Here is a 21,036-nt window from a genome sequence, read left to right on the forward strand (position 1 = left end):
GTCAGGATCCCTTTCGTTCGGTGCGCGCGGACTCCTGTGCGGTGAGGAACTCGCGAAGAGCGCCGTGCACTTCGTCGGGGTGGGTGAGCGTGGGGAAGTGACCGGCATCCTCGATCTGGACGTACCGGGCATCGGGGATGGCGCCGTGCAGCAGATGGGCCGTCTTGAGCGGGATCACGGAGTCGTGCGCGCCCTGCACGATCAGGGTCGGTACGGAGATCTCCGGGAGCACGGCGAGCAGGTTGGGCTCCTGGGCGAAGACGTCCAGGTAGCGCAGGCCGGTCTGCGGGTCCATGCTCTCGCAGCGCAGCAGCAGCTGTTCGAAGCGGCTGCGGTCGCCGGCGCTCACCCGGTCGCCCACCGCGTCGAAGTCCTCGCCGACGACGACGGAGAGCCGGTTGACCTCACCGACGCGGTTGCCGCACTTGTACGAGCTGCACAGCAGCGTCAGCGAGGCCGTGTCCTGCGGGTGGTCGAGCGCGAAGCGCTGGGCGGTGAGCCCGCCGAAGCTGGCGCCCGCCACATGCACCGGGCCGTGCACGCCGAGCGCCCGCAGCGCCGCGTGGTGCAGTCCGGCGAGGCCGCTGAGGGTCAGCTCGGGAATCGCGGTGGTGCGGCCGACACCGGGCGCGTGCATCACGATCACGCGGTGGTCCTCGGCCAGGGCGCGGAACTGGTGCGAGAAGAGGCCAGCTCCGATGTTGAACGGGTGGATCAGGAGCAGCGGGGAACCCTGTCCCGCCTCGAAGACCTCCACCTCGCCCTCGGGCAGGGTGAGCACCCGGTGGGTGGCGCCGGCGCCCAGGTCGCGCAGCACGCCGGCGTTGTCGTCGGCCGCGCGGGAGCCGTCGCGCAGGGAGGCACGGACGTCCTGCGGCAGGGCGTCCGCCGGGTGGTAGGCGGCCGCGGCTCCGTCGGTGCCGTCCACGCGTACGAGACGTACGGGCTCCGGGGCGGTGCGGAACAGGGTGGCGAGCCGCTCGCCGATCTCCTCCGTCCGCGCCTCGCTCATCCCCACGGGCACGGCGAGCCTGATCCACGGGCGGGCCGCGGTCTCGTCCCCGGCGAGGAGCTGCGGCGCACCGCGTACACCGGTGTGCCGGAAGATCCAGGCGAGGCAGGAGGCCACCGGGTCCTCGTGGTCCGCGAAGGCCGGCAGGCCGGCGACGTCGAGGACCACGGCATGCCCGGCGGCCGGGGTCAGCACGGGTGCGCCGGCCGCGGACAGGCGCTCCCACAGGGCCGCCACGTTCTTCATCCGCAGGCGGACCTGTTCGCCGGCCCAGTCCTGGTCGGCGAGCGCGGCGGCCAGGGTCCGGCGGGCGGTGCGGCCGATCTGGTGGCCGCGCAGGGCGACCGCCTCGCGCAGCTGCCGGGCGAGGGCGGGGTCGCTGGTGGCGACGAGGCCGCCGAAGTCGAGGCCGAAGTCCTTGGACAGGCTGAGGGTGACGGCATCGGCGGTGCCCAGGATGTCCCGTGCCACCGACCAGACCTCGCGGCCGTGCTGCTCGGGCTCGTGCGCGATGACCTGGTGGGCCGCCTCGAGGATGCGGGAGGCGTCCAGGACGAGGGGCACGCCGTGGGCCTTCGCGGTCCGCCGTACGGCGCGCAGGCCGGCCAGGGCGGTCGCATAGCCGCCGCGTGCGTTGTCGCTGAGCTCGACGCAGACGAAGGCGGTACGCCCCTGATGCCGCGTCAAGGTCCGGTCGAGCGCGTCCGGATCGAGCCCGCCGCGGAGGGCCGGCCCCTCGGCCGCCGCGGGGCCGCCGGCGGGGACGGGTTCGAAGCCGTGCTCCAGGAGGGTCAGGGTCCAGGTCGGGAACAGGCTGTTGTGCGCCACGGCGCCCGGCGCGCCCGGCCAGCTGCGGCACAGGAGCGCCTCGGCGGCGCGGCCCGACTGGGTGGGGATCACGCAGTCGAAGGGCAGCCAGGGCAGGCGGAGGTCGTTCGCGGACGAGGCCGGTACCGCGTGCGCCGCGGCGGCGAGCTCCTGCAGCCGGGCGGGGACCGCGGGCAGGTCGAGTTCCGCCCAGGAGTCGGTGATCAGGTCGTGGACGACGGATTCGGTGGGCAGGGCGAGGGGGTTGTGGCCGTGGGCCGCGAGCAGCTTGTCGCGGTCGGCCGCGGAGGCGGGGGTGTCCGGGGTGCCGGTGTGTGCGGGGTGGGGCGCCGGGGTGGCTGTCGGGGACGGGGGCGCGGTCGGGGCTGGGGCCGCGGTCGGGGTCGGGGTCGGACGGCTGTACGTGGGGGGAGGTGCGGGTGCGGCCGCCGGGGGTGACGGGGGGCTGTCGGGGGTCAGCTCGCCGGGGGCCGTGGCGGCCAGGTCCGGGTTGGCGATCATCAGGATGACGTCGGAGACATCCGTACGGCTCTCGTCATCGGGCTGGCACAGGTAGATGGGTGTGTTCAGGGGGCGGAACTTGTTCTTGAACTGGTAGTTGCCCTCGTTGAAGATGCCGACCGACCGCAGCTCCTCCATGCCTTCGGCCACCGCGGCCGAGGCATTCGGGGAGTCGCCGAGCCGGACACCGAAGCTGGCGCCGAAGCTGAAGCAGGTGATGCCCTCGGGGCGCAGCGTCTCCACGATCCGCACGATCGCGTACTCGATGCCGCCCGGCGGCAGCCCCTTCGCGTAGAACTCCAGGTCGAGCAGGTACGTCGGCTCGGAGGCCAGCTTGGTGACGATCACCGCGTTGGCGAGGACGTCGTCGCGGTACGTGAGGAACATGCGGTGGCGTGCGTCGAGCCGGCCCGCACCGAGTTCGCGGCGCACCACGTCCACATACGGGTTGGTCATCTGCTTGACGGAGGCCCACTGGTCGATCAGATCGACGATGCCCGCGTCGGTCTCCGGGTCCGTGCCGACCTCGTACTCCTCGGTGCGGCAGCTGCTGTTCTTGGTGAACTTGCCGATGAGATAGCGCAGTCGCTGCATCCGGCCGCCGGTCAGCGTGAACGTGTCGAGGTTCTCCAGACGCTGGATCGCGCCGAACGGGGTGGCCGTGAGACGGCGGCCCCCGACCTCGTCCAGGTGCAGGACCGAGAGGAAGTTGGGCTTCAGGCCCTCCCGGTCGGCATACGCCAGGTACTCGGCGGCGAGGCCTGGGAAGCAGGCGGCCGAGCCGACGTAGCTCCAGGCGAAGAGCACGTCGTCGCGCCGCGAGAAGTTGAAGTAGCCGCGGCGGTCCTTGCCGAGGAAGGCGAGCGGGGCGATGTCACGGCCGGCGAGACCGCCCTCCTTGGCGTGCTCGCGGTCGAGGCTCGCGAAGAGGGCCTCCAGCTCGGGGAAGTGGGGGAGGTCGCGCTTGCGGACGATGAGGGGGCCGTCCCCCTGGTCCGCGGCGGGTGCCGCCTGCCGGGGGGCCGGCGCGGGCTGCTGCGGGGCATCGGTTCCGTCGAGGGCCGCGGCGGCCTCGGAGAGGAGGGTGAGGGTGCGCGGGCCGTGGTCGGCGAGCAGCTGCTCGGCGAGTGCGGCGGTCGTCGGGCGGTCGAACATCAGCGTCTTGCGCAGGGCGCCGAAGCGGCGCTCCAGGGCGCTGATGGTGCGCAGCATGTCGAAGGAGGTGAACCCGTCGTCGGCGAAGCTCACCCCGGCCCCGGGGACGCGGCCGACGACCCGCGTGATGACCTCGGCGAGGAGCGTGGGGGCGTCGGCGGTGCTCGCCGGCCCGGCGGCCGTGTGGGGCTCCGGTACCCGCACGGCTCGCGGGGCCGGGGCGGGCTCCGGGGCCGGGGCGGGCTCCGGGGCCGGGGCGGGCTCCGGGGCCCGGGTGGGCTCCGGGGCCCGGGCCGGCTGCGGCGGCCGGCCGGGTCGCGGCGCCTGGACGGGGTTCGGTCCCGCCGCCGGTGCGGGTTGCGGGTCGGGCGTCCGAGCCGCTCGCGCGTCCGGGGCCTGGATCCGCCGCGGGGCCGGCGCGTCGTCCGGGTGCGGCTCCGGCGTGCTCGCCGGCCGCGGGGCCGGGGTCGCGGCCGGGCCTGTCGTCCTGGCCATCTCCTCGCAGGTGCGGGCGGACAGGGCGGCGACGGAATCGCACTCGTAGAGTTCGGCCGCCTTGAGGTCGAGGCCGTAGGTCTCGTTGAGCTCCCTGACCAGCTGCATGCGGAAGATCGAGTCCAGGCCGAGGTCGGTGAAGGAGTCACCGTCCGCGATCTGGGCGCTGGGCACGTCGATGATGTCGGCGAGCGAAGTACGGATCGTCTCGGCGACGCCGCTCCGGTCGGCCGGCGAGCCGGCGGCCGGTCCCTGGCCGGCCGGAGGTTCATCGGTGCGCGACGCGCCGGGCGCCGATGCGGCGGGAGCGGGAGACGGCGCCGGGTGAGCGGCCCTCGCCGGTTCGGTCCGCGCGGACGGCTCGTCCCGCACGGGCTCCACCGCTGCGGAGGATGCCTGCTGCGGGGCGGTGTTCACCGGGGCGAGCCGCAGCGGTGTGCCCCGTCCACGGCCCGGCGTGACGTGTGGGGGCCCTGCGAGCGCGGGCACCGTGAGGGCGGCGGGTGCGGGGGCCCGTACCGGCGAGGAAGCCTCGGCCGTCGTCGGAGCGAGCGCCTGCACGGGAGCCGGCGTCCCGGCCGGGACCGGCTCCGGAGCCGATGCCCGTGCCGGAGCGGCTACCGGTGTCGGGGCCGGAGCCGGTGCCGGTACCGGAGCGGCCACCGGCGTCGGGGCCGGTGCCACCTCCGTGGGCGGCACCGGGGCCGTTGCCCGGGACGCACCGCGCGTGGTGAACCAGTACGGCGTGCCGGACCGGCGGAAGGACGGCAGGGTGAGCCGGACCGGGTGGCCCGACTGCCACAGGGCGGACCAGGCGCCGGGCGCGCCCGAGACCCAGGCCCGCGCGTTGGCCTCGGCGTCCGTGCCGAAGGTGTGGGCGGAGGCGGGGCCCGCCGTGCCGCGGTGGATGCCCGGCGCGGTGAACTCCCCGCTCGCCGCGGCCGTCAGGAGCTCCACCAGCCGCTCGCGGTCCGTACCGAGGACGGCGAGCCGTTCCGGGTACTCCTCGCGGCCCGTCTGCAGCGTCCACAGGAAGCCCGCCGGATCCGCCTCCTGCTCGTCCTTGAGGTATCCGGCGAGCCGCAGGGCGTACTCGGCGAGCGCCTCGCCGTCCGGTGCCGACAGCACCACGGCCTCCGCGCCCGGGGGCACCGCGACGGCCGGCCGTACGGCGGAACGGTGGCCTTCGAGGACGACATGCGCGTTCGTACCGCCGAAGCCGAAGGAGCTGATGCCCGCCCGGTGCACCACGGCACCGCTCTCGTCGGGCACGCCCTCCCACGTCCGGCTGCGGTCGTTGACGAAGAACGGCGTCTCGTCGAGCCGCAGATACGGGTTGAGTTCTGTGACGTGCAGCGTCGGCGGCAGCTCCCTGTGCTGCAGGCTGAGCAGCACCTTCAGGACACCCGCGATGCCCGCCGCGGCCTCCAGGTGGCCGATGTTGGTCTTCACCGATCCCAGGGCGACCGAGTCCTCGCCGGGCAGCGGGCGGCCTGTCTCCGCGTACAGCTGGGTGAAGGCCTTCTTCAGACCCTCCAGCTCCACGGGGTCACCGAGCCGCGTGCCGGTGCCGTGCGTCTCGACGTAGCTGACGGTCTCCGGGGCGATGCCCGCCCGGCGGTACGCCTCGGCGACGACGCGTGCCTGGGCCTCCGGGTTGGGCGCGGTCAGGGAGGTGGAGCGGCCGCCGTGGTTGACGGCGCTGCCGCGCAGGACGGCGAGGATCCGGTCCCCGTCCGCCTCGGCCCGGTCGAGCGGCTTGAGCAGCACGGCGCCGGTGCCCTCACCGCGTACGTACCCGTCGGCGTCCTTGTCGAAGGTCTTGCAGCGGCCGTCCGGGCTGAGCATGCCGGACTTGGTGAAGGCGCTGAACAGGCCCGCGCTCAGGGTCAGGTTGACGCCGCCGGCGATGGCGAGTTCGCATTCGCCGTCGGCCAGGGCGCGTGCCGCCCGGTGCAGGGCCACGAGGGCGCTGGAGCAGGCCGTGTCGACGGCCTCGCTCGGTCCGCGCAGATCGAGGTGGCGGGAGACGCGGTTGGCGAGGATCGCGTGGGCCAGGCCGGTGGCGGCATGCGCCTGGACCTCGCCGCCCTCGGCGCGCATCAGTTCCGCGTAGTCCGAGGTGGAGACGCCCACGAAGAGCCCGGTCGCGCTGCCCGCCAGGTCGGCCGGGCGGTGGCCGGCGTGCTCGAGCAGCTGCCAGACCGTCTCCAGGAAGAGCCGCTGCTGCGGGTCCATGAGGGCGGCCTCGGCCGGGGAGATCCGGTAGAAGGAGGCGTCGAACTCGGCGACGCGGTCCAGGAACCCGCCGCGCAGGTCCTCGAGACCGGGCTGTCCGAGGAGGTACGGACGGTCCTCGGGCACGGGCCGTACGAGATGGTCACCGGCGGAGAGGTGCCGCCAGAAGCTCTCCAGGTCGTCACAGCCCGGGAGCAGACCCGCCATGCCGATGACGGCGACGGGGCGCGCGCCGCCGGCGGCGGGAACCCGCGGCCCGGACGGGACGGACGGCGGGGTGAGCGTGTCCTGCGCGGGGGTACCGGGTGCCGCCGCCCCGGCCTGCGGGCCGGGTGCCTCGTCGGTGCCGGCCGGGGTGCCCGCGTCGGCCCCGGCGGGTGCGCTCGGCCCGGCCGGCCGCGGGTCCGCCGCCGGGCGGGCGCGTTCGGCCAGGACGCGGGCGATCTCCGGGCCGTTCTCGCGCTCCAGGTGGCGGGCGAAGTCCCGCAGGGCCGGCGCCTCGAAGAGGGCGGTCGGCAGCAGGTCGATGCCGTACTCCTCGTTCACCTCGTTGACGAGCTGGGTGAGGGAGATGGAGTCGAAGCCCACTTCGAGGAGTTCCTCGTCGAGCGGTACGTCGGAGGGGTCGACCAGGAGGAAGCCGGCGGCCGTACGCCGCAGCCCGAGCTCGATCTGCTCCACGAGGCCGTCCACGGGCCGAGGCGTCCCGGCCCCCGCTGTGCTCCGGGCCGTCGACGGGACGGCCGCGGGTCCGGACGCCACCGGCTCGGGGCCGGCCGGCTCCGCGGCGGACTCCCCCTCGGGGGCGGGGCTCTCCAGAACGGCGAAGCACGCCTCGTCCCCCGCCAGCGCCCGGCAGAACGCCCGCAACCCCTCCTCCGTGCTCAGCGGCACCATGTTCCACCGCCGGGCGAACCGGGCGCGCGCCGCCTCGTCCACGGTCATGCCGCCGTCCTCCCACAGGGGCCAGCAGACGGAGACCGTGGTGCCGGAGCGCTGCCCGTCGCGGACGCGGGTGCGGCGCAGTGCGGCGAACTCGTCGAGGAAGGCGTTGGCGCACGCGTAGTCGGCCTGGCCGAGGTTGCCCGTACGGCCGGCGAGGGACGAGAACAGGAGGAAGAAGTCGAGCGGCCGGTCGCCGACGGCGGCGTCCAGATGCACCGCGGCCGCGGCCTTGGCCCCCCACACCGCGTCGATGTCGGCCCGGGTCTTGCGGACGGCGAGCCCGTCCCGGGTGACGCCCGCGGCGTGCACGATGCCGTGCAGCGCCCCGTGGTTGCCGTGGATCTCCTCGACGAGCCGCTGCACGTCCTCGGCGCGCGAGACGTCGGCGCGGGCCCAGCGCACGCCGACCCCGTCCTTGCTCATCGCCTCGATCCGGGCGCGCGCGGAGGCGTCGGGTGCGGTACGGGAGGCCAGGACGAGGTGCAGCGGGCGGCCGTGCTCCGCCAGGTACTCGGCGATCCGCAGCCCGAGCGCGCCCGTGCCGCCGGTCACCAGGTACGTACCGCCGGGCCGCAACGGCAGATCCTGCGGCAGCCCTTCGGTGCGGGGCGTGAACGCGGCCAGGTTCAGCTGCTGCCGCCCGTCCGGCCGCAGCGCGATCTCGGCGGGCTCTTCGCCGATCGCGGCGAGCTCGACGAGCAGCCGCTCGGCCAGGTCATCGGCCGGCCGGCTCTCCTCGACGACCACCCGGCCGCCGCGGAAGCGGGGGTGCTCGACGGCGAGGGTGCGGATGACACCGCCGGCCGCCGCGTGCTCGGGCCGGGGCGTGCCGGAGGGGGACAGGTGTGCGTACAGGCCCCGTACGGTGCCGTCACCGCGCCGCGCCAGTAGCGCGGCGGTACACCACAGGAAGGGCAGGACTCCCTGCTCCAGCGGGGCGACGGCCCCCTCGGCCGGCTCGGCGGCACCGGAGATCCGCAGGACCGCGTCCGGCAGCAGCCCCCGCTCGGCCAGGGTCTCGGCCAGGCGGTGGTGCTGCTCGCGGTCGGTGAGGTCGAGGGCCCAGCCCTCCGGGGTCTCGGCGAGCCGGGTGCCCGCGCTGAGCACGAGGCAGTGGCTGCCGCGGCGCCGGGCGGCGGCCGCGAGGGCGCCGCCGAGCCCGGCGTCATCGGATATCAGCGCGAGCGTGCGCGGCGCGGGGCCCGGGACCGCCGCCGGGGCCGGTTCCCAGGTGGGCCGCAGATAGCGGACTCCGTCGGTCGGCCGCCCGTCATCGGGCGACGTGACGGATGCGTACGGTGTCACCGGTGGCACCTCCGGGTCGGCCGGCAGCCAGTGCCGGGTCCTGTCGTAGGGGTACGAGGGCAGGGGGACGCGGCGTGGCCGCGGGGCGGGCCACAGGCGGGCCCAGTCGACGCGGGTGCCGGTGGTCCACAGGCGGCCGAGGGCCGCCAGGTCGCGTGCGGCGATCAGCCGTTCCACGGCGGCTTCCCCGACGGGCTCGCCCCGGCCGCGCCGGCCGGCTTCGCCCGTGACGAGGCCGGGTGCGCTCTCGCCCCGGGCGTGCGCGCGCAGTCGCTGTTCCAGCTGGGCGGGGTTCCCGGCGCTCACGGCGAGGCGTACGGGGTGTTCATGGCGGCCGACCTGGCTGGTGAAGGCCAGCTCCTCCGGTCCGTACGCCCCCGCCCCGGCGGCCAGCCGCTCGGCGATACGCCCTGCTCGGGTACGAAGCTGCGCCTCGGTGCGGGCCGAGAGCAGGAAGAGCTGTTCTTCGTCCTCGCGCGCCGGGGCGTGCCGGGGGCGGGCCGGGTCCGGCACGTACTCCTGCAGGAGGACATGCGCGTTGGCGCCGCCGGCGCCGAAGGAGCTCACTCCGGCCGTACGCGGCAGGCTGTGCCCCTCGTCGTCCACGGGGCTCTCCCAGGGGGTGAGCTCACGCGGCATGGTGAAGGACCAGCCGTCCGTGTCGATCCGGGGGTTGGGTTCGCCCAGGTTGACGCAGGGGGTGAGCTGCTTGTGCCGTAGCTGCAGCAGGGCCTTGATGAGGCCGGCGATGCCGGCCGCGCCCTCCAGGTGCCCGATGGAGGCCTTGACGGAGCCGATGGCGCAGTCGCGCGGCGGGCGCTCTCCGAAGGCGCGGCGCAGGCCGGCGATCTCGATGGGGTCGCCGAGGGCGGTCCCGGTGCCGTGCGCCTCGATGTAGCCGAGGGTCCGCGGGTCGATCCCGCAGCCCTCGACCGCGTCCGCGACGAGCCGGGCCTGCGCGTGGGGGTTGGGCACGGTGTAACCACCGGTCCGTCCACCGGAGTTGACCGCGCTGCCCTTGATGACGCCCCAGATGTCGTCGCCGTCGGCGACCGCGTCCGCGAGCGGCTTGAGCAGCACCGCGCCGATCCCCTCGCCGGGCACGTAGCCGTCGGCCCGCTCGTCGAAGACCTTGCAGGCGCCGTCGGCGGCGAGCATGTTCAGCGAGGAGAGCGCCACCAGGTGAGCGGGGTGGAGGATCAGGTTGACGCCTCCCGCGATGGCGGTGCGGCACTCGCCGCGGCGCAGGCTCTCCACCGCGAGGTGGACAGCGGTCAGCGAGGAGGAGCAGGCGGAGTCGACGGCGAAACTGGGCCCTTGGAGATCGAAGGTGTACGAGACCCGGTTGGCCACCGACCAGTACGCCGAGTGCGCTCCGGCGAGCCGTCCCTGCGCCCACTGCGCCGCGGCCAGCCGTCCGTACGAGCCGTACATGACGCCGACGAACACTCCGGTCCTGCGTGGTGTCTCCGTCGGCTCGCCCAGCTGGCCCGTCTGTTCCAGGAGGTCCCAGCAGGTCTCCAGGAAGAGCCGCTCCTGCGGGTCGATGTCGGCGGCCTCCTTGGGAAGGATGCCGAAGAACGCCGGATCGAACTGGTCGATCCCGTCGAGGAAGCCGCCCCACCGGCCGTAGGTGCGCTGCGCTTTGCCCCGTTTGGGGTCGAAGTGGGTTCGCCAGTCCCAGCGTTCGGCGGGGACCTCGGTGATGCAGTGGGTGCCGGCGGCGAGGTTGCGCCAGAAGGCGTCGATGTCGGGGGACTGCGGGAAGCGGCCGCTGACGCCGACGACGGCTATGTCCATCGGGCCGGTGGGCGGCGTGGTCGCGTCCGGGGTGCGGGGCCGCTGCCCGGCGTGCTCCTCGGCGAGGTCCCGCGTCCGGTCCGCGGCGGGTCCGGTGCCCTGGCCGGCCAGTCCGGCGATCCGCCGGCCGTGCTTCTCCCGCAGATACGCCGCGAGCTGGGCGATCGTCAGGTTCTCGAAGAGCAGGGTGGCCGGGAGGTCGCCGAGGTCCTCCTCGAAGCGCTGGACGACGTTCTGGCCGACGAGGGAGTCGACGCCGTAGTGCTCGAACGTGGTGCGGTCGTCGAGTTCGGCCTCCTCGTACTTGAGCACTTCCGCGAAGACGCCCCGGACGTAGTCCCGTACGGCTGTCGCGGTGGGAGCCGGCTCTGTGACGGCGGCGGGGCCGGGCGGCTCGGTGGGCTCGGGTGCCGCGGTCGGCATGGCGTGCTCCTTGCGGGGGCTGGTGCCGGCGTCGATGCCGAAGCGGGTGAGTCCCTCCGGGTCCGCCTTGATCGCGAGTGCCTGGGGCAGCCCGTGGGCCAGGATGCGGTCCAGCGCGGCCATGCCTTCGGCGGGCTCGATGGAGCCGACGCCGAAGCCGGCCATCCGCTCCCGGTAGCGTGTCCCGGCCACCGCGCCGACGCTGCCCCAGTAGCCCCAGTTGACGACCTGCGCCGGAACGCCGAAGCGGTGCCTCAGCCGCAGGGCCAGGGCGTCCTCGAAGGTGCTCGCCGCGGCGTAGGCGGCCTGGCCGGGTGCGTCGACGAAGGAGATCGCCGAGGAGAACAGGGCGAGGAAGTCGAGCGGCTCGTCCCGCAGGGCCGCGCAGAACGCCTCGGCGCCCGCCGCCTTGGGGCCGAAGACCTCGTGCAGGACCGGCTCGGTCAGCTGGGCCACCGTCTTGTCGTGCAGGACGAACGCGGCGTGCACCGCTCCGTCGACCGGACCGAACCGCTCCCTGGTCCACTCGGCGACCCGGCGCATCGCCGCCGGATCCGTGGCATCGGCCTGCTGGTACACGGGGGTGGCGCCGAGCCGGGTGAGGTCGGCGAGCAGCGCCTCGATCCGCTCGTCGAGCGGGCGCCGGCCGACCAGGACGAGGCGGGCCCGCGCGTTGCGGGCGAGCGAACGGCAGACCGCGCTGCCCAGGCCGCCCGTACCGCCCAGGACGACGTAGACGCCGCCGTTACGCAGCGGAGCCGCCTTCGCCGGCGCGGTCCACGGCGCGAAGGTGCGGACGAGGCGGCGGCCTGCGCGCAGGGCCACCGGCCGGCTGTCCACGGGCTGTTCGGCGTGGATGCTCCGGGCCAGTGCGGCCGGGTCGTCCGCGGTGCGGTCGGTGCCCGGGTCGAGGCAGCCGACCGTCCAGCGCGGGAATTCGGTGTCGAGCGCGGCGCAGTAGCCGAGCAGGGCGGCGGCTCCCGGCACGATGTCGCCGACGTCCGGCGCCGTGGTGCCGGCTCCCGCCGCTGGGGCGTCCGCGGCCGCGGCCGTCTCCTGGCTCGTCCCCGTGCCGCTCCCGGCCGGGACGGCGACGGCGCCGGGCAGCACCGCGCGCAGGTCGAGGCCGTGGTGGGCGCCGTCGCGGTCGAGCACGGCGCGCACCAGGCGGTGCAGGGCGGTGAGGGCTTCGCGTGCGGAGGCCGCGTCCACCCAGGTGGATTCGGCCAGCAGGTAGACGCGGTCGGGAAGCAGGCCGGACCGGCCGACGGCCTCGGCCGCCCGGTCCCAGTCGGCCGTCAGGACGTCGGCGTCGGCGTGGAGCTCGGCCAGGGCGCCTGCCAGGTCCCGGGTGCCGGGCCCGTGGACCAGCATGACCCGGCTCGGCGGAGCGTCCACCGGCTCGGTCCGCGCCCGGTCCGCCTCCTGCCACACCGGTACGTACACCGGGAGGCCGGCGGCCGGGGCGGCGGGCAGCGGACGCAGCGTCAGCCCGTCCAGGCGTGCGACGATCCGGCCCCGGTCATCGGCGATCCTCAGCGCGAAGGTGTGTGCTCCGGTGCGTACGGCGTGGACGTGCGCCGGTCCGGTCAGCGGGCCGAGGAGCTCGGCGCGCTCCAGGGCGAAGGGCACCAGCGGGCCGTCCTCCGCGCCGGTTTGCAGCACCGCGGTGACCTGCAGCGCCGCGTCGAGCAGGGCGGCATCGGTGCCGTTCGCGGGCCAGTGGGCGGCACCCCGCTCGGCGGCCGGGGCGCTCAGGACGGCGAGTGCCTCGTCCGTGCCGTGGCGGACCTCCTGGACGAGCCGGAAGGCCGGACCGTAGCCGAGGCCGCCCGCCGCGAAGTCGCGGTAGAGCGTGGCTCCGGTGCGCAGCTCGGGGAGGGTGCGGGCGAGGAGGCCGAGGTCGATGCGGTCGGCCGTCTCCCTGCCGCACGGGGCGACCTGAGCCCGGGCGAAGGGGACGTCCGGCCGGTCGTCGGCGGTGAACTCCAGGGCGTATCGGTCCCCTTCGGCCGTCACCCCGGCCCGCACCTCGAGCTGCGCCTCGGCGTGCAGGGGGCGCAGCCAGCGCACCCCGGAGATCACGGCCGGCCCGCTGATGCCCGCGGAACGGGCGAAGCCGAGGGCGAGGGACAGGGTCGCGGTGCCGGGCAGGAGAGCCCGGTCCGCCACGTGATGGTGGGCGACCACGGGGTGCCGCGGGTCCAGTGGCCAGGTGGCGGGGCCGGCGGCCGGATCCGTCCGTACGGCGGAGTCCTCGCCGGGGCCGGTGCGGGCGGCGGGAGCCCGGGACGGCTCCGCGGTGTCGCGGGGTGCTCCGGCCGTGTCCGGTGCCGTGATCCAGTGGCGGGTCCTCGTGAACGGGTGGGCCTTCAGCGGCTCGGGCTCCGGCTCCCGGTGGGCCGGCGCGCCGGCGGCGGCCGGGGCCGCCGGGGACGGGGCCTCGGCGAGCACCACGTGCGCGTTCGTACCGCTGAAGCCGAAGCTGCTGACCGCGCCCACCCGGACCCCGTCGGGCCCGGGACGCCATGCCTCGGCGGTACGGGAGAGCCGGAGGGGGCTGTCGGTCAGGTCGATCTCGGGGTTGAGCCGCGTGAAGTGGGCCGCGGGTGGAGTCCGCCGGGCGCGCAGCGCCATGAGCAGCGCGAGCAGGCCGGAGATACCGGCCGCGGTGGTCGTGTGACCGATGGCCGCCTTCACCGAGCCGAGCACACAGTCCGTGCCGCCGGAGGCGCGCAGCACCTCGTCAAGCGCCTTGACCTCGATGGGGTCGCCCAGGTGGGTGCCCGTGCCGTGGGCCTCCAGGTAGCCGAGGTCGGCGCCGGTGATCCCCGCCTTGTGGTGCACCGAGCGGAGCAGTCGCACCTGCGAGTTGGCGCTGGGGGCGGTGATCCCGTTGGTCCGGCCGTCGCCGTTGACGCCGGTGCCGCGGATCACTCCGTGGATGCGGTCCCCGTCCTCCAGGGCCTTGCGCAGGCTCTTCAGCACGACCACGCCCACGGCTTCGCCGAGGACGATGCCATCGGCGGCCGCATCGAACGGGAGCGAGCGGCCCGTCGGCGAGAGCATGCCCGTCTTGCTGGTCCACACGTGCATACGGGGCGTCGTCATCAGTGCCACGCCGCCGGCGACCGCGGTCTCGCAGTCACCGCTGCGGATGCTCTCGCAGGCCAGGTGCACGGCCACGAGGGAGGAGGAACACGCGGTGTCCACGGCGAGGGTGGGACCGGTCAGATCGAGCAGATACGCGATCCGTGCGGCGAGGATCGAACTGCTGCTGCCGAGGAAGGCCTGGCCGGTCTCGAGCGCTCCGGCCTCTTCCAGCAGGGTCTGGTAGTCGCCCGTACCGCAGCCGACGAAGACGCCGCAGCTCCGCTTGCCCTCGGCGTCGGTGAGTCCGGCGTCCGCGAGGGCCGTCCAGGCCTCTTCGAGGAAGAGCCGCTGCTGCGGGTCCATGGCCTCGGCCTCGAGCGGCGAGAGCTGGAAGAAGCGTGCGTCGAACAGGTCCACGTCGTCGAGCAGCGCGGCCCATTTGCTGTACGAGCGGCCGGGCGCGCGGCGGTCGGGATCGTAGTACCCGTCCTCGGGCCAGCGTTCGGCCGGCACCTCACGGATCTGGGAGCGGCCGGCGAGGAGGTTCGCCCAGAAGGTGTCGAGATCGGGGGCGCCGGGGAAGCGGCCCGCGGCGCCGATGATGGCGATGGGTTCCTGGGGGGCCGCCCGGTCGGGGGCGGCGGGGGCCGGGGCGGTGGTGGCCGGGGCGGTGGTGCTCTCCTGGGTGGTGGGCGCGGTGGTCCCGTCGGCGGTGGTCCCGTCGGCGGTGGGGGCGGCGCCCTCCGGGGCCGCCGCCGGCTGCGGGTCCGGCTGCGGGTCCGGCTGCGCTTTTGGCGTGGGGAGCGCGACGAGGTGCGGCCGGGCCGGGGCGGCGGGCTGCTCGGTACGGGGCGCGGCGGACGCGGCCGGCGGCGCGAGGCGTACGCGTCCGTCCGCGGAGAACGGCTGGTGCGACGCCGGTTGCGGCGCGACCCGAGCCGGACCGGCGACGGACGCGGTCGGGGGTGGTACGGCCAGGGGCTCGGACGGCGCCGGAGCGGCGGGGTCGTCCTGCTCTCCCTCCGCGACCGCCGGCGCCGCCTCCCGGGACGCCGCGCGGTGCAGCGACCGATTCTGCGCCCGGGTCCGTGTCACGTGCTCGGCGAGCGCGGGCAGCGTCGGGAAGTCGTAGACGGCCACGGAGTCGAGCGAGAGGCCGAAGGCGCGGTTGATCTCCTTGGCCAGTTCGACCGCGCCGATGGAGTCGACGCCCATCTCGTTGAAGCTGAGCCTGCGGTCGATTTCACCGGCGTCCAGGTAGAGGACCTCGGTCAGCGTCGCGGCGATCACCGCCTCCGCCTCCGCCGAGTCCGGTTCGGGCTCCTGGACCGGTGCGGCGGCCACGACGACGGCCGGCGGCTTCGGCGCCGCAGGGGCCGCAGGGGCCGCAGGGGCCGCAGGAGCCGCGGGAGCCGCAGGGACCACAGGGGCCGCAGGGGCGGCGGGAGCCGCCCCGGATCGCTCCGGTCCTGTCCGCCCGTACTCCGCCACCTTCCCGAAGTGCGCCCGCACCCGCGCGGCCGAGTCCTCGCCGAGGACCTGCTCGTGCATCCGCACCTCACGGTCGATGACCGCGGGCAGCTCACCGAGCATCCGCCCGGCCAGCTCGCTCTTGAGCGCGGCCACCGCCTGCGGCGAGAGCTCCGCCACGGAGCGGGCGAGGGCGAGGGCCGCGGGCAGCACCTCGGCCGTGTCCCTGAACGTGACCGTGGCGCCGCGCTGCTCCAGCTCGGCACCGGCGTACGGCCGGCCGGTCAGGAGCATCTCGGTGGCCAGGGACTTCCCGAACCGCTGTTCGAGGATGTACGTCGCGCCCATGCCGGGCGTGAATCCGTACTTGAGGAAGTTGCTGCTGTACACGGCGTCCCGGGACATCACCACCATGTCCGCGTACAGACCGAAGGCGAGACCGCCGCCGGACGCGTGCCCGGAGATGGCCGCGATCACCGGCCGGCCGCAGCGCAGCAGCCCTTCGTACACGAACGGCGTGTCCGTGAACCGCGTGCGCCGCGCGGACAGGTCCTCGAGCGCCTCGGGCGTGCCGCCCATGCTGAAGACCTTGCCGGATCCGGCGAGGACGACGGCGGTGACCTCGGGGCGTGCGGCGACCTGCGCGAAGGCCCACTCCAGGCCGTGCATCAGCCCGTCGGTGAACATGTTCTGCCGATCGCCCGCGGCCATGGTGACCAGCGCGATGCCGTGTTCCAGGACCTGGAGGTCCACTTCGGAACCGGTGTACGGCTCGACGGGGGCGGCGGGCTCGCTCACCGGCGGCGCGGGAAGGGCGGGGCGCTCCTTGCCCGGCTGCCGCGCTTGGCCCGCCTGCCAGTTGCCGAGCCAGCACCGCTCCTCGCGGAACGGGTGGCCGGGCAGCGCGATGCGCCGGCCCGCCCCGACGGACCCGAGTGCGGCCCAGTCCACGTCCTCACCGGCGGCCCAGGCGGCCGCGGCCTCGTGCAGCCTTCCCTCGCGGAAGGCCGTGGCGCATCCGCCCGCTGCCGGGCCGGACGCGCCCGCGCCCGTACGGAAGAGGTCCGGGTGCGCCGGCTCCCCGGCCAGGAACCGGTCGAGCGCGGCGCACAGGGCGGAGACCGACGTGGCGACCACGGCCAGGCGTTCCGCCATCGCCGTACGCCCGACGCGCAGGGTGTGCGCCACATCGGCGAGCCGCGACGTGCCGCCCGGCCGCTCTCCCGGGTCCCCGGTCAGCTTCGCCACGATCCCGTCGACACTGTCCTCGATGCTCAGCACCGACAGGGCCGGGTGGCCGGGGCACACGTCCGCGGCCCGCTCCCGCAGGCTCAGCACATCGGTGCGCGCGAAGCCGAGGTCGGCGAGCGGTTCGGCGGGGTCGACGGCGGCGAGCGGCACCCCGAGGCACGCGGCGGCCTCCCGCAGAAGCGCCGTACGGACCCGCGCGGCGTCGGCCGGTGCGCGGTCCGGTGCGCGGTCCGGTGCGCGGTCCGGTGCGCGGTCCGGTGCCGTGCCCTCGGCCGGCGAGTGTCCCGTACGCGTGCCCGCCGCGAGGAAGTCCCGCAGGGCACGGGCACTCCCGCGCAGCGCCTCGGGGTCACGCGCGGAGAGCAGCACCAGCTCGGGGCCCTGCGCGGCGACCTCGTCCGCGGGCTCCTCGGCCCATTCCTCCACCACGAGATGCGCATTCGCGCCGCCCGCGCCGAAGGCGCTCACACCCGCCCGCCGCGGTCCGCCCCCGTCCGGCGCGGGCCAGGCCTCCAGCTCGCGCTGTACGGCGAAGGGCGTACGGGAGAAGTCGATCCTGCTGTTGGTCGTGCCGGCGTGCAGGGACGGCACCAGGGTCCGGTGCTGGAGCTGCAGCACCACCTTGGTCAGTCCGGCGATCCCGGCGGCACTCTCCAGGTGACCGATACCGGACTTGACCGAACCGATGCGGCAGCTGCCCGGCTCCCCGGGTCCGTCGGGGGCGAAGACCCGGCGCAGGCCCTCGATCTCGATCGGATCGCCGAGCGAGGTCCCCGTGCCGTGCGCCTCGATGTAGCCGACGGAGTGCGGGGAGATCCCGGCCCGCTCCAGCGCGCCGCTCACCACGGCGGCCTGCGCCGTGGGGCTGGGGACGGTGAACCCGCTGGTCCGGCCGGTGTGGTTGAGGAACCCGGCCCGCAGCACCGCGAGCACCCGGTCGCCATCGGCCCGGGCGCGCGAGAGCGGCTTCAGGAGGACGGCGCCCACGCCTTCGCCGGGGACGTAGCCGTCGCCGCCCTCCCCGAAGCTGCGGCACCGCCCGTCCGTGGACAGGAACCTGCCCTGCGCGAGCTGCAGGTACTTCTGCGGGTGGGCCGCGATGTTCACCCCGCCGGCCAGCGCGAGCTCGCACTCGCCGCGGCGCAGGCTCTCCATCGCGAGCTGGACGGCGGTCAGCGAGGAGGAGCAGGCCGTGTCGACGGCCATGCTGGGGCCGTGCAGATCGAGGACGTAGGAGACGCGGTTGGCCACGGCCGCGTGCATCGCCGTCGGTGCCACGCCGTCCGGAGCGTCCTGGACCAGCTGGTAGTGGTTCCACATCACGCCGGCGAAGACACCGACCGCCTGCTTCGAGAGCGCGGCGGGAGCGTATCCGGCGTGCTCCAGGGTGCGCCAGCAGGTCCGCAGAAAGAGCCGTTCCTGCGGGTCCATGCGCTCGGCCTCGCGCCGGGAGATCCCGAAGAAGGCGTGGTCGAAGCGGTCCGCGCCCTCCAGGAAGCCGCCCCAGCGCCCGTACGTGGTGCCGGGGGTGTCCGGATCGGCGGCGTACACGGCGTCGTGGTCCCAGCGTTCGCCGGGGACTTCGGTGACGCAGTCCCGGCCCTCGGTGAGGTTGCGCCAGTAGGCGTCCAGATCGGCGGCCCCGGGGTACTCCCCGGCGATCCCGATGACCGCGATGCCGTCCTCCTCCGGGGACGGCGTTTCGGCCGCTGCCCGCTGGACGACGGCGGCGGTCCCGCGGAGGGCGTCGAGCGGCTCGTGGTGCTCCACCGGACCGTCGGCCCGCGGGAACAACGTGTCGAGCCGGCCGGCGTCCCCGTACGCGACCGCCGTGCGGACCTGCTCGCCGGTGAGGCTCCGTTCGAGGGCGGCGATCCCCTCCGCGGTCGGCAGCGGCACGGTGCCGCTCTCGCGGCGGGACCGCTCGAGCGCGGACTCGGGGATGCGCATCCCGCCCTCCTCCCACAGCGGCCAGGCCACGGAGACGGTGCGCCCGGACCGGTCGGGGCGGGCGGCGCGCCAGGCGGCGAAGTGGTCGAGGCAGGCGTTGGCGTAGGCGTAGTCGCTCTGGCCCGGGTTGGCCACCGCGGCCGACAGCGAGGAGAAGAGGGCGAAGAAGTCCAGCTCGTCCCGGGCGGTCGCCTCGTCGAGGTGGCGTGCGCCCCAGAGCTTGGGGGCGAGCACCGATTCGAAGTCGGCGGGCCGCTTGCGGAAGTAGAGGGCGTCGCGGACGAGTCCGGCGCAGTGCAGGATCCCGTCGACGCGGCCGAAGAGATCGCGGGTGAACCGCAGCAGACGCTCGGTGTCGGCGCGCGAGGACACGTCGGCCGCCACGTGGTGCACCTCGGCTCCCGCCCGCTGCCAGTCCTCCATGCGGGCGCGCAGTCCGGCGTCCGCGGGGGTGCGGGAGCACAGGACGATACGGGCGCGGCACTGTGTGGCGAGGCGCTCGGCGAGCAGGGCGGCGAGTCCGCCGGAACCGCCCGTGATCACGTAGACCCCGTGCTCGCGGTACGGCGATCCGCTGCCGGCCGGGCTCGGCCGCGCCTCGGCCTCCGGTGACGCCTCGGCCCAGCGGCGTACGAACCGGCGGCCGGTGCTCCACCTCGCCTCCGCCTCCGGTGACGCGGCGGAGTGCGTCACCGGGGCGCAGGCGAGACCGGCTTCGGTCACGAGGGCCGCGGCGGTCTGCGCGGGCGTGTCGGTGGCGTCGACGCCGATCGCCCGGGCGCGGATCACGGGCGTCTCGGCGGTGACCGTGCGGGCGAAGGCCGCGACGGCCTCCTCCTCCACGGCCGCCGACCCGCCGCGGACGGTGTGCAGGCGCAGCAGGGCCACCGGGTGGGCGGGCGCGCTCTGCACGAGGGCGGTGGCGAGCGCCCATACGTCGAGGACGGGGCTGCTGCCGCGAGACCCGCCGTCGAGACCGCGGGCGTCGACCAGGGCGTACGGGCGCGCGTCCAGGTCGAGGCCGCCGAGCGTCCGGCGGATCCGCTCGGGGTCCGGGCCGTACGCGTCGCCCGTACCGGTGCCCGCGCCGAACGCGGGCCCCGTCGGCAGAGTGACGACCCGCCGGTCACCGGTCGCGGCGCGGACCGCCTCCGTCAGTCCGGCGTCGGCCCCCAGCAGGACGAGATCCACCGCTTCGGCCGCGTGCTCGTGCCCGGAGCGGGCCCACACCGGATGGCGGGCCAGCAGCCGCGGTGCGGCCTCGGGTGCCTCGGGTGCGGCGTCGTGCTCCGGCTCCGCACCGCCGTGCCGCTCGGAGAGGCCGGGCGCCCCGAACGTCGTCGCCAGGTACCGGGCGAGGCTGTCGACGTCCGTGTACTCGAAGAGCAGGGTGGGGTAGAGCGTGCTGCCCACCAGCTCCTCCAGCTCCTGGCCGACCTTCAGCAGCGAGACGGAGTCGAGGCCCAGCTCGTAGAAGCCGGTTGACGTGGCCACGCGGGCGGCGGGGCGGCCCAGCAGGTCACCGAGCCGGGTGCGCAGCCAGGCGGCATAGCGCTCGGCGGCGCTGTCGTCCGGCCGGCCGGTGGAGTGCGCGCCGGGGGCCGCTTCCGGTGCTGGGGCGCGCTCGGGTCCGCGCGGGCCGGCGGCTGCCGCCCCGGCGGCTCCCGGCTCGGTGGCTCCCTGCTCGGCCTCTCCCCCGGTCACGAGCCGCTGGATCAGCTCGGGGTGGCGGATCCGCTTGCAGGTGAGCCGGCGGAACTCCGCCGCGAAGCGGCCCTCCGCGTCGTACAGCACGAGGTCGCTGTCGAAGAGTTCGCCCGACTCGGAGAGTTCCTCGGGGCGGGGCACCCGCACCACGAAGCCGCCCTTCAGCGGGCGCGGTGCGCGGAAGCTCTCGATGAACATCGGGATGAACGGCCGGTCGACGGCCACCCGGGACTGGCCGTATGCCACGATCGTGGCCGCGTCCAGCTTGGCCGGGTGCAGGTGGAAGGCCTCGTCCGGGACGCCGGCCTCGCGGTCGATGTCCAGCTCGGCGAGCAGCCGCCCGCCTCCGGTGTGCAGGCTGCCGAAGCACTTCATGGCGGTGCCGTGCCGTATCTCACGGGAGCTGGTGACGGCGTACATCTCCGCCATGTCCCGGTGCTCACGCGCGCTGCGGCGCTCGGCGGCCACATCGAGGTCCGCGGGGTGCGGCAGGTCCTCGAAGTGCAGCTCGGCGCGCAGGTTCTCCGTCCAGTCCCCGGTGGCCCCGTCCGCGGCGAGCCGCCGGCTGTGGCCGGTCACCGGGCGGGGGCCGCCGGTGTCCGCGCCGATCCGCACGCGGATCTCCCGGTCCTGGCCCTCGGCGGTGGCGACGGCCTCGGTGAAGAGGATGTTGCGCAGGACCACCCGCGAAAGGTCCGCTCCCCGGTCGGCGAGGATGCGGTAAAGGATGTCCAGGAAGGTCACCCCCGGCATCACCGAGGTCTCATGGACGCGGTGGTTCTGCATGACGAAGTCGTCGTGCCGCAGGACGATGCGACAGTCGATCTCGGATTCGTTCACGGTGGCTTGCTCCTCCGTACGCG

The 21,036-nt window shown here is 75.1% G+C and carries 1 protein-coding gene; it reads right to left on the minus strand.

Going from position 1 to position 21,036, the window contains the following annotated elements; all coding sequences use genetic code 11:
• Position 1 precedes the first annotated feature (1 nt).
• Positions 2–21,013 carry an SDR family NAD(P)-dependent oxidoreductase gene (locus ABZ564_RS05945; RefSeq protein WP_360850107.1) on the minus strand — a complete coding sequence of 7,004 codons (21,012 nt, stop codon included), beginning with the start codon at positions 21,011–21,013 and terminating at the stop codon, positions 2–4.
• Positions 21,014–21,036 lie beyond the last annotated feature (23 nt).

The sequence above is a fragment of the Streptomyces sp. NPDC019224 genome (genome assembly GCF_040632605.1).
Taxonomy (GTDB): domain Bacteria; phylum Actinomycetota; class Actinomycetes; order Streptomycetales; family Streptomycetaceae; genus Streptomyces.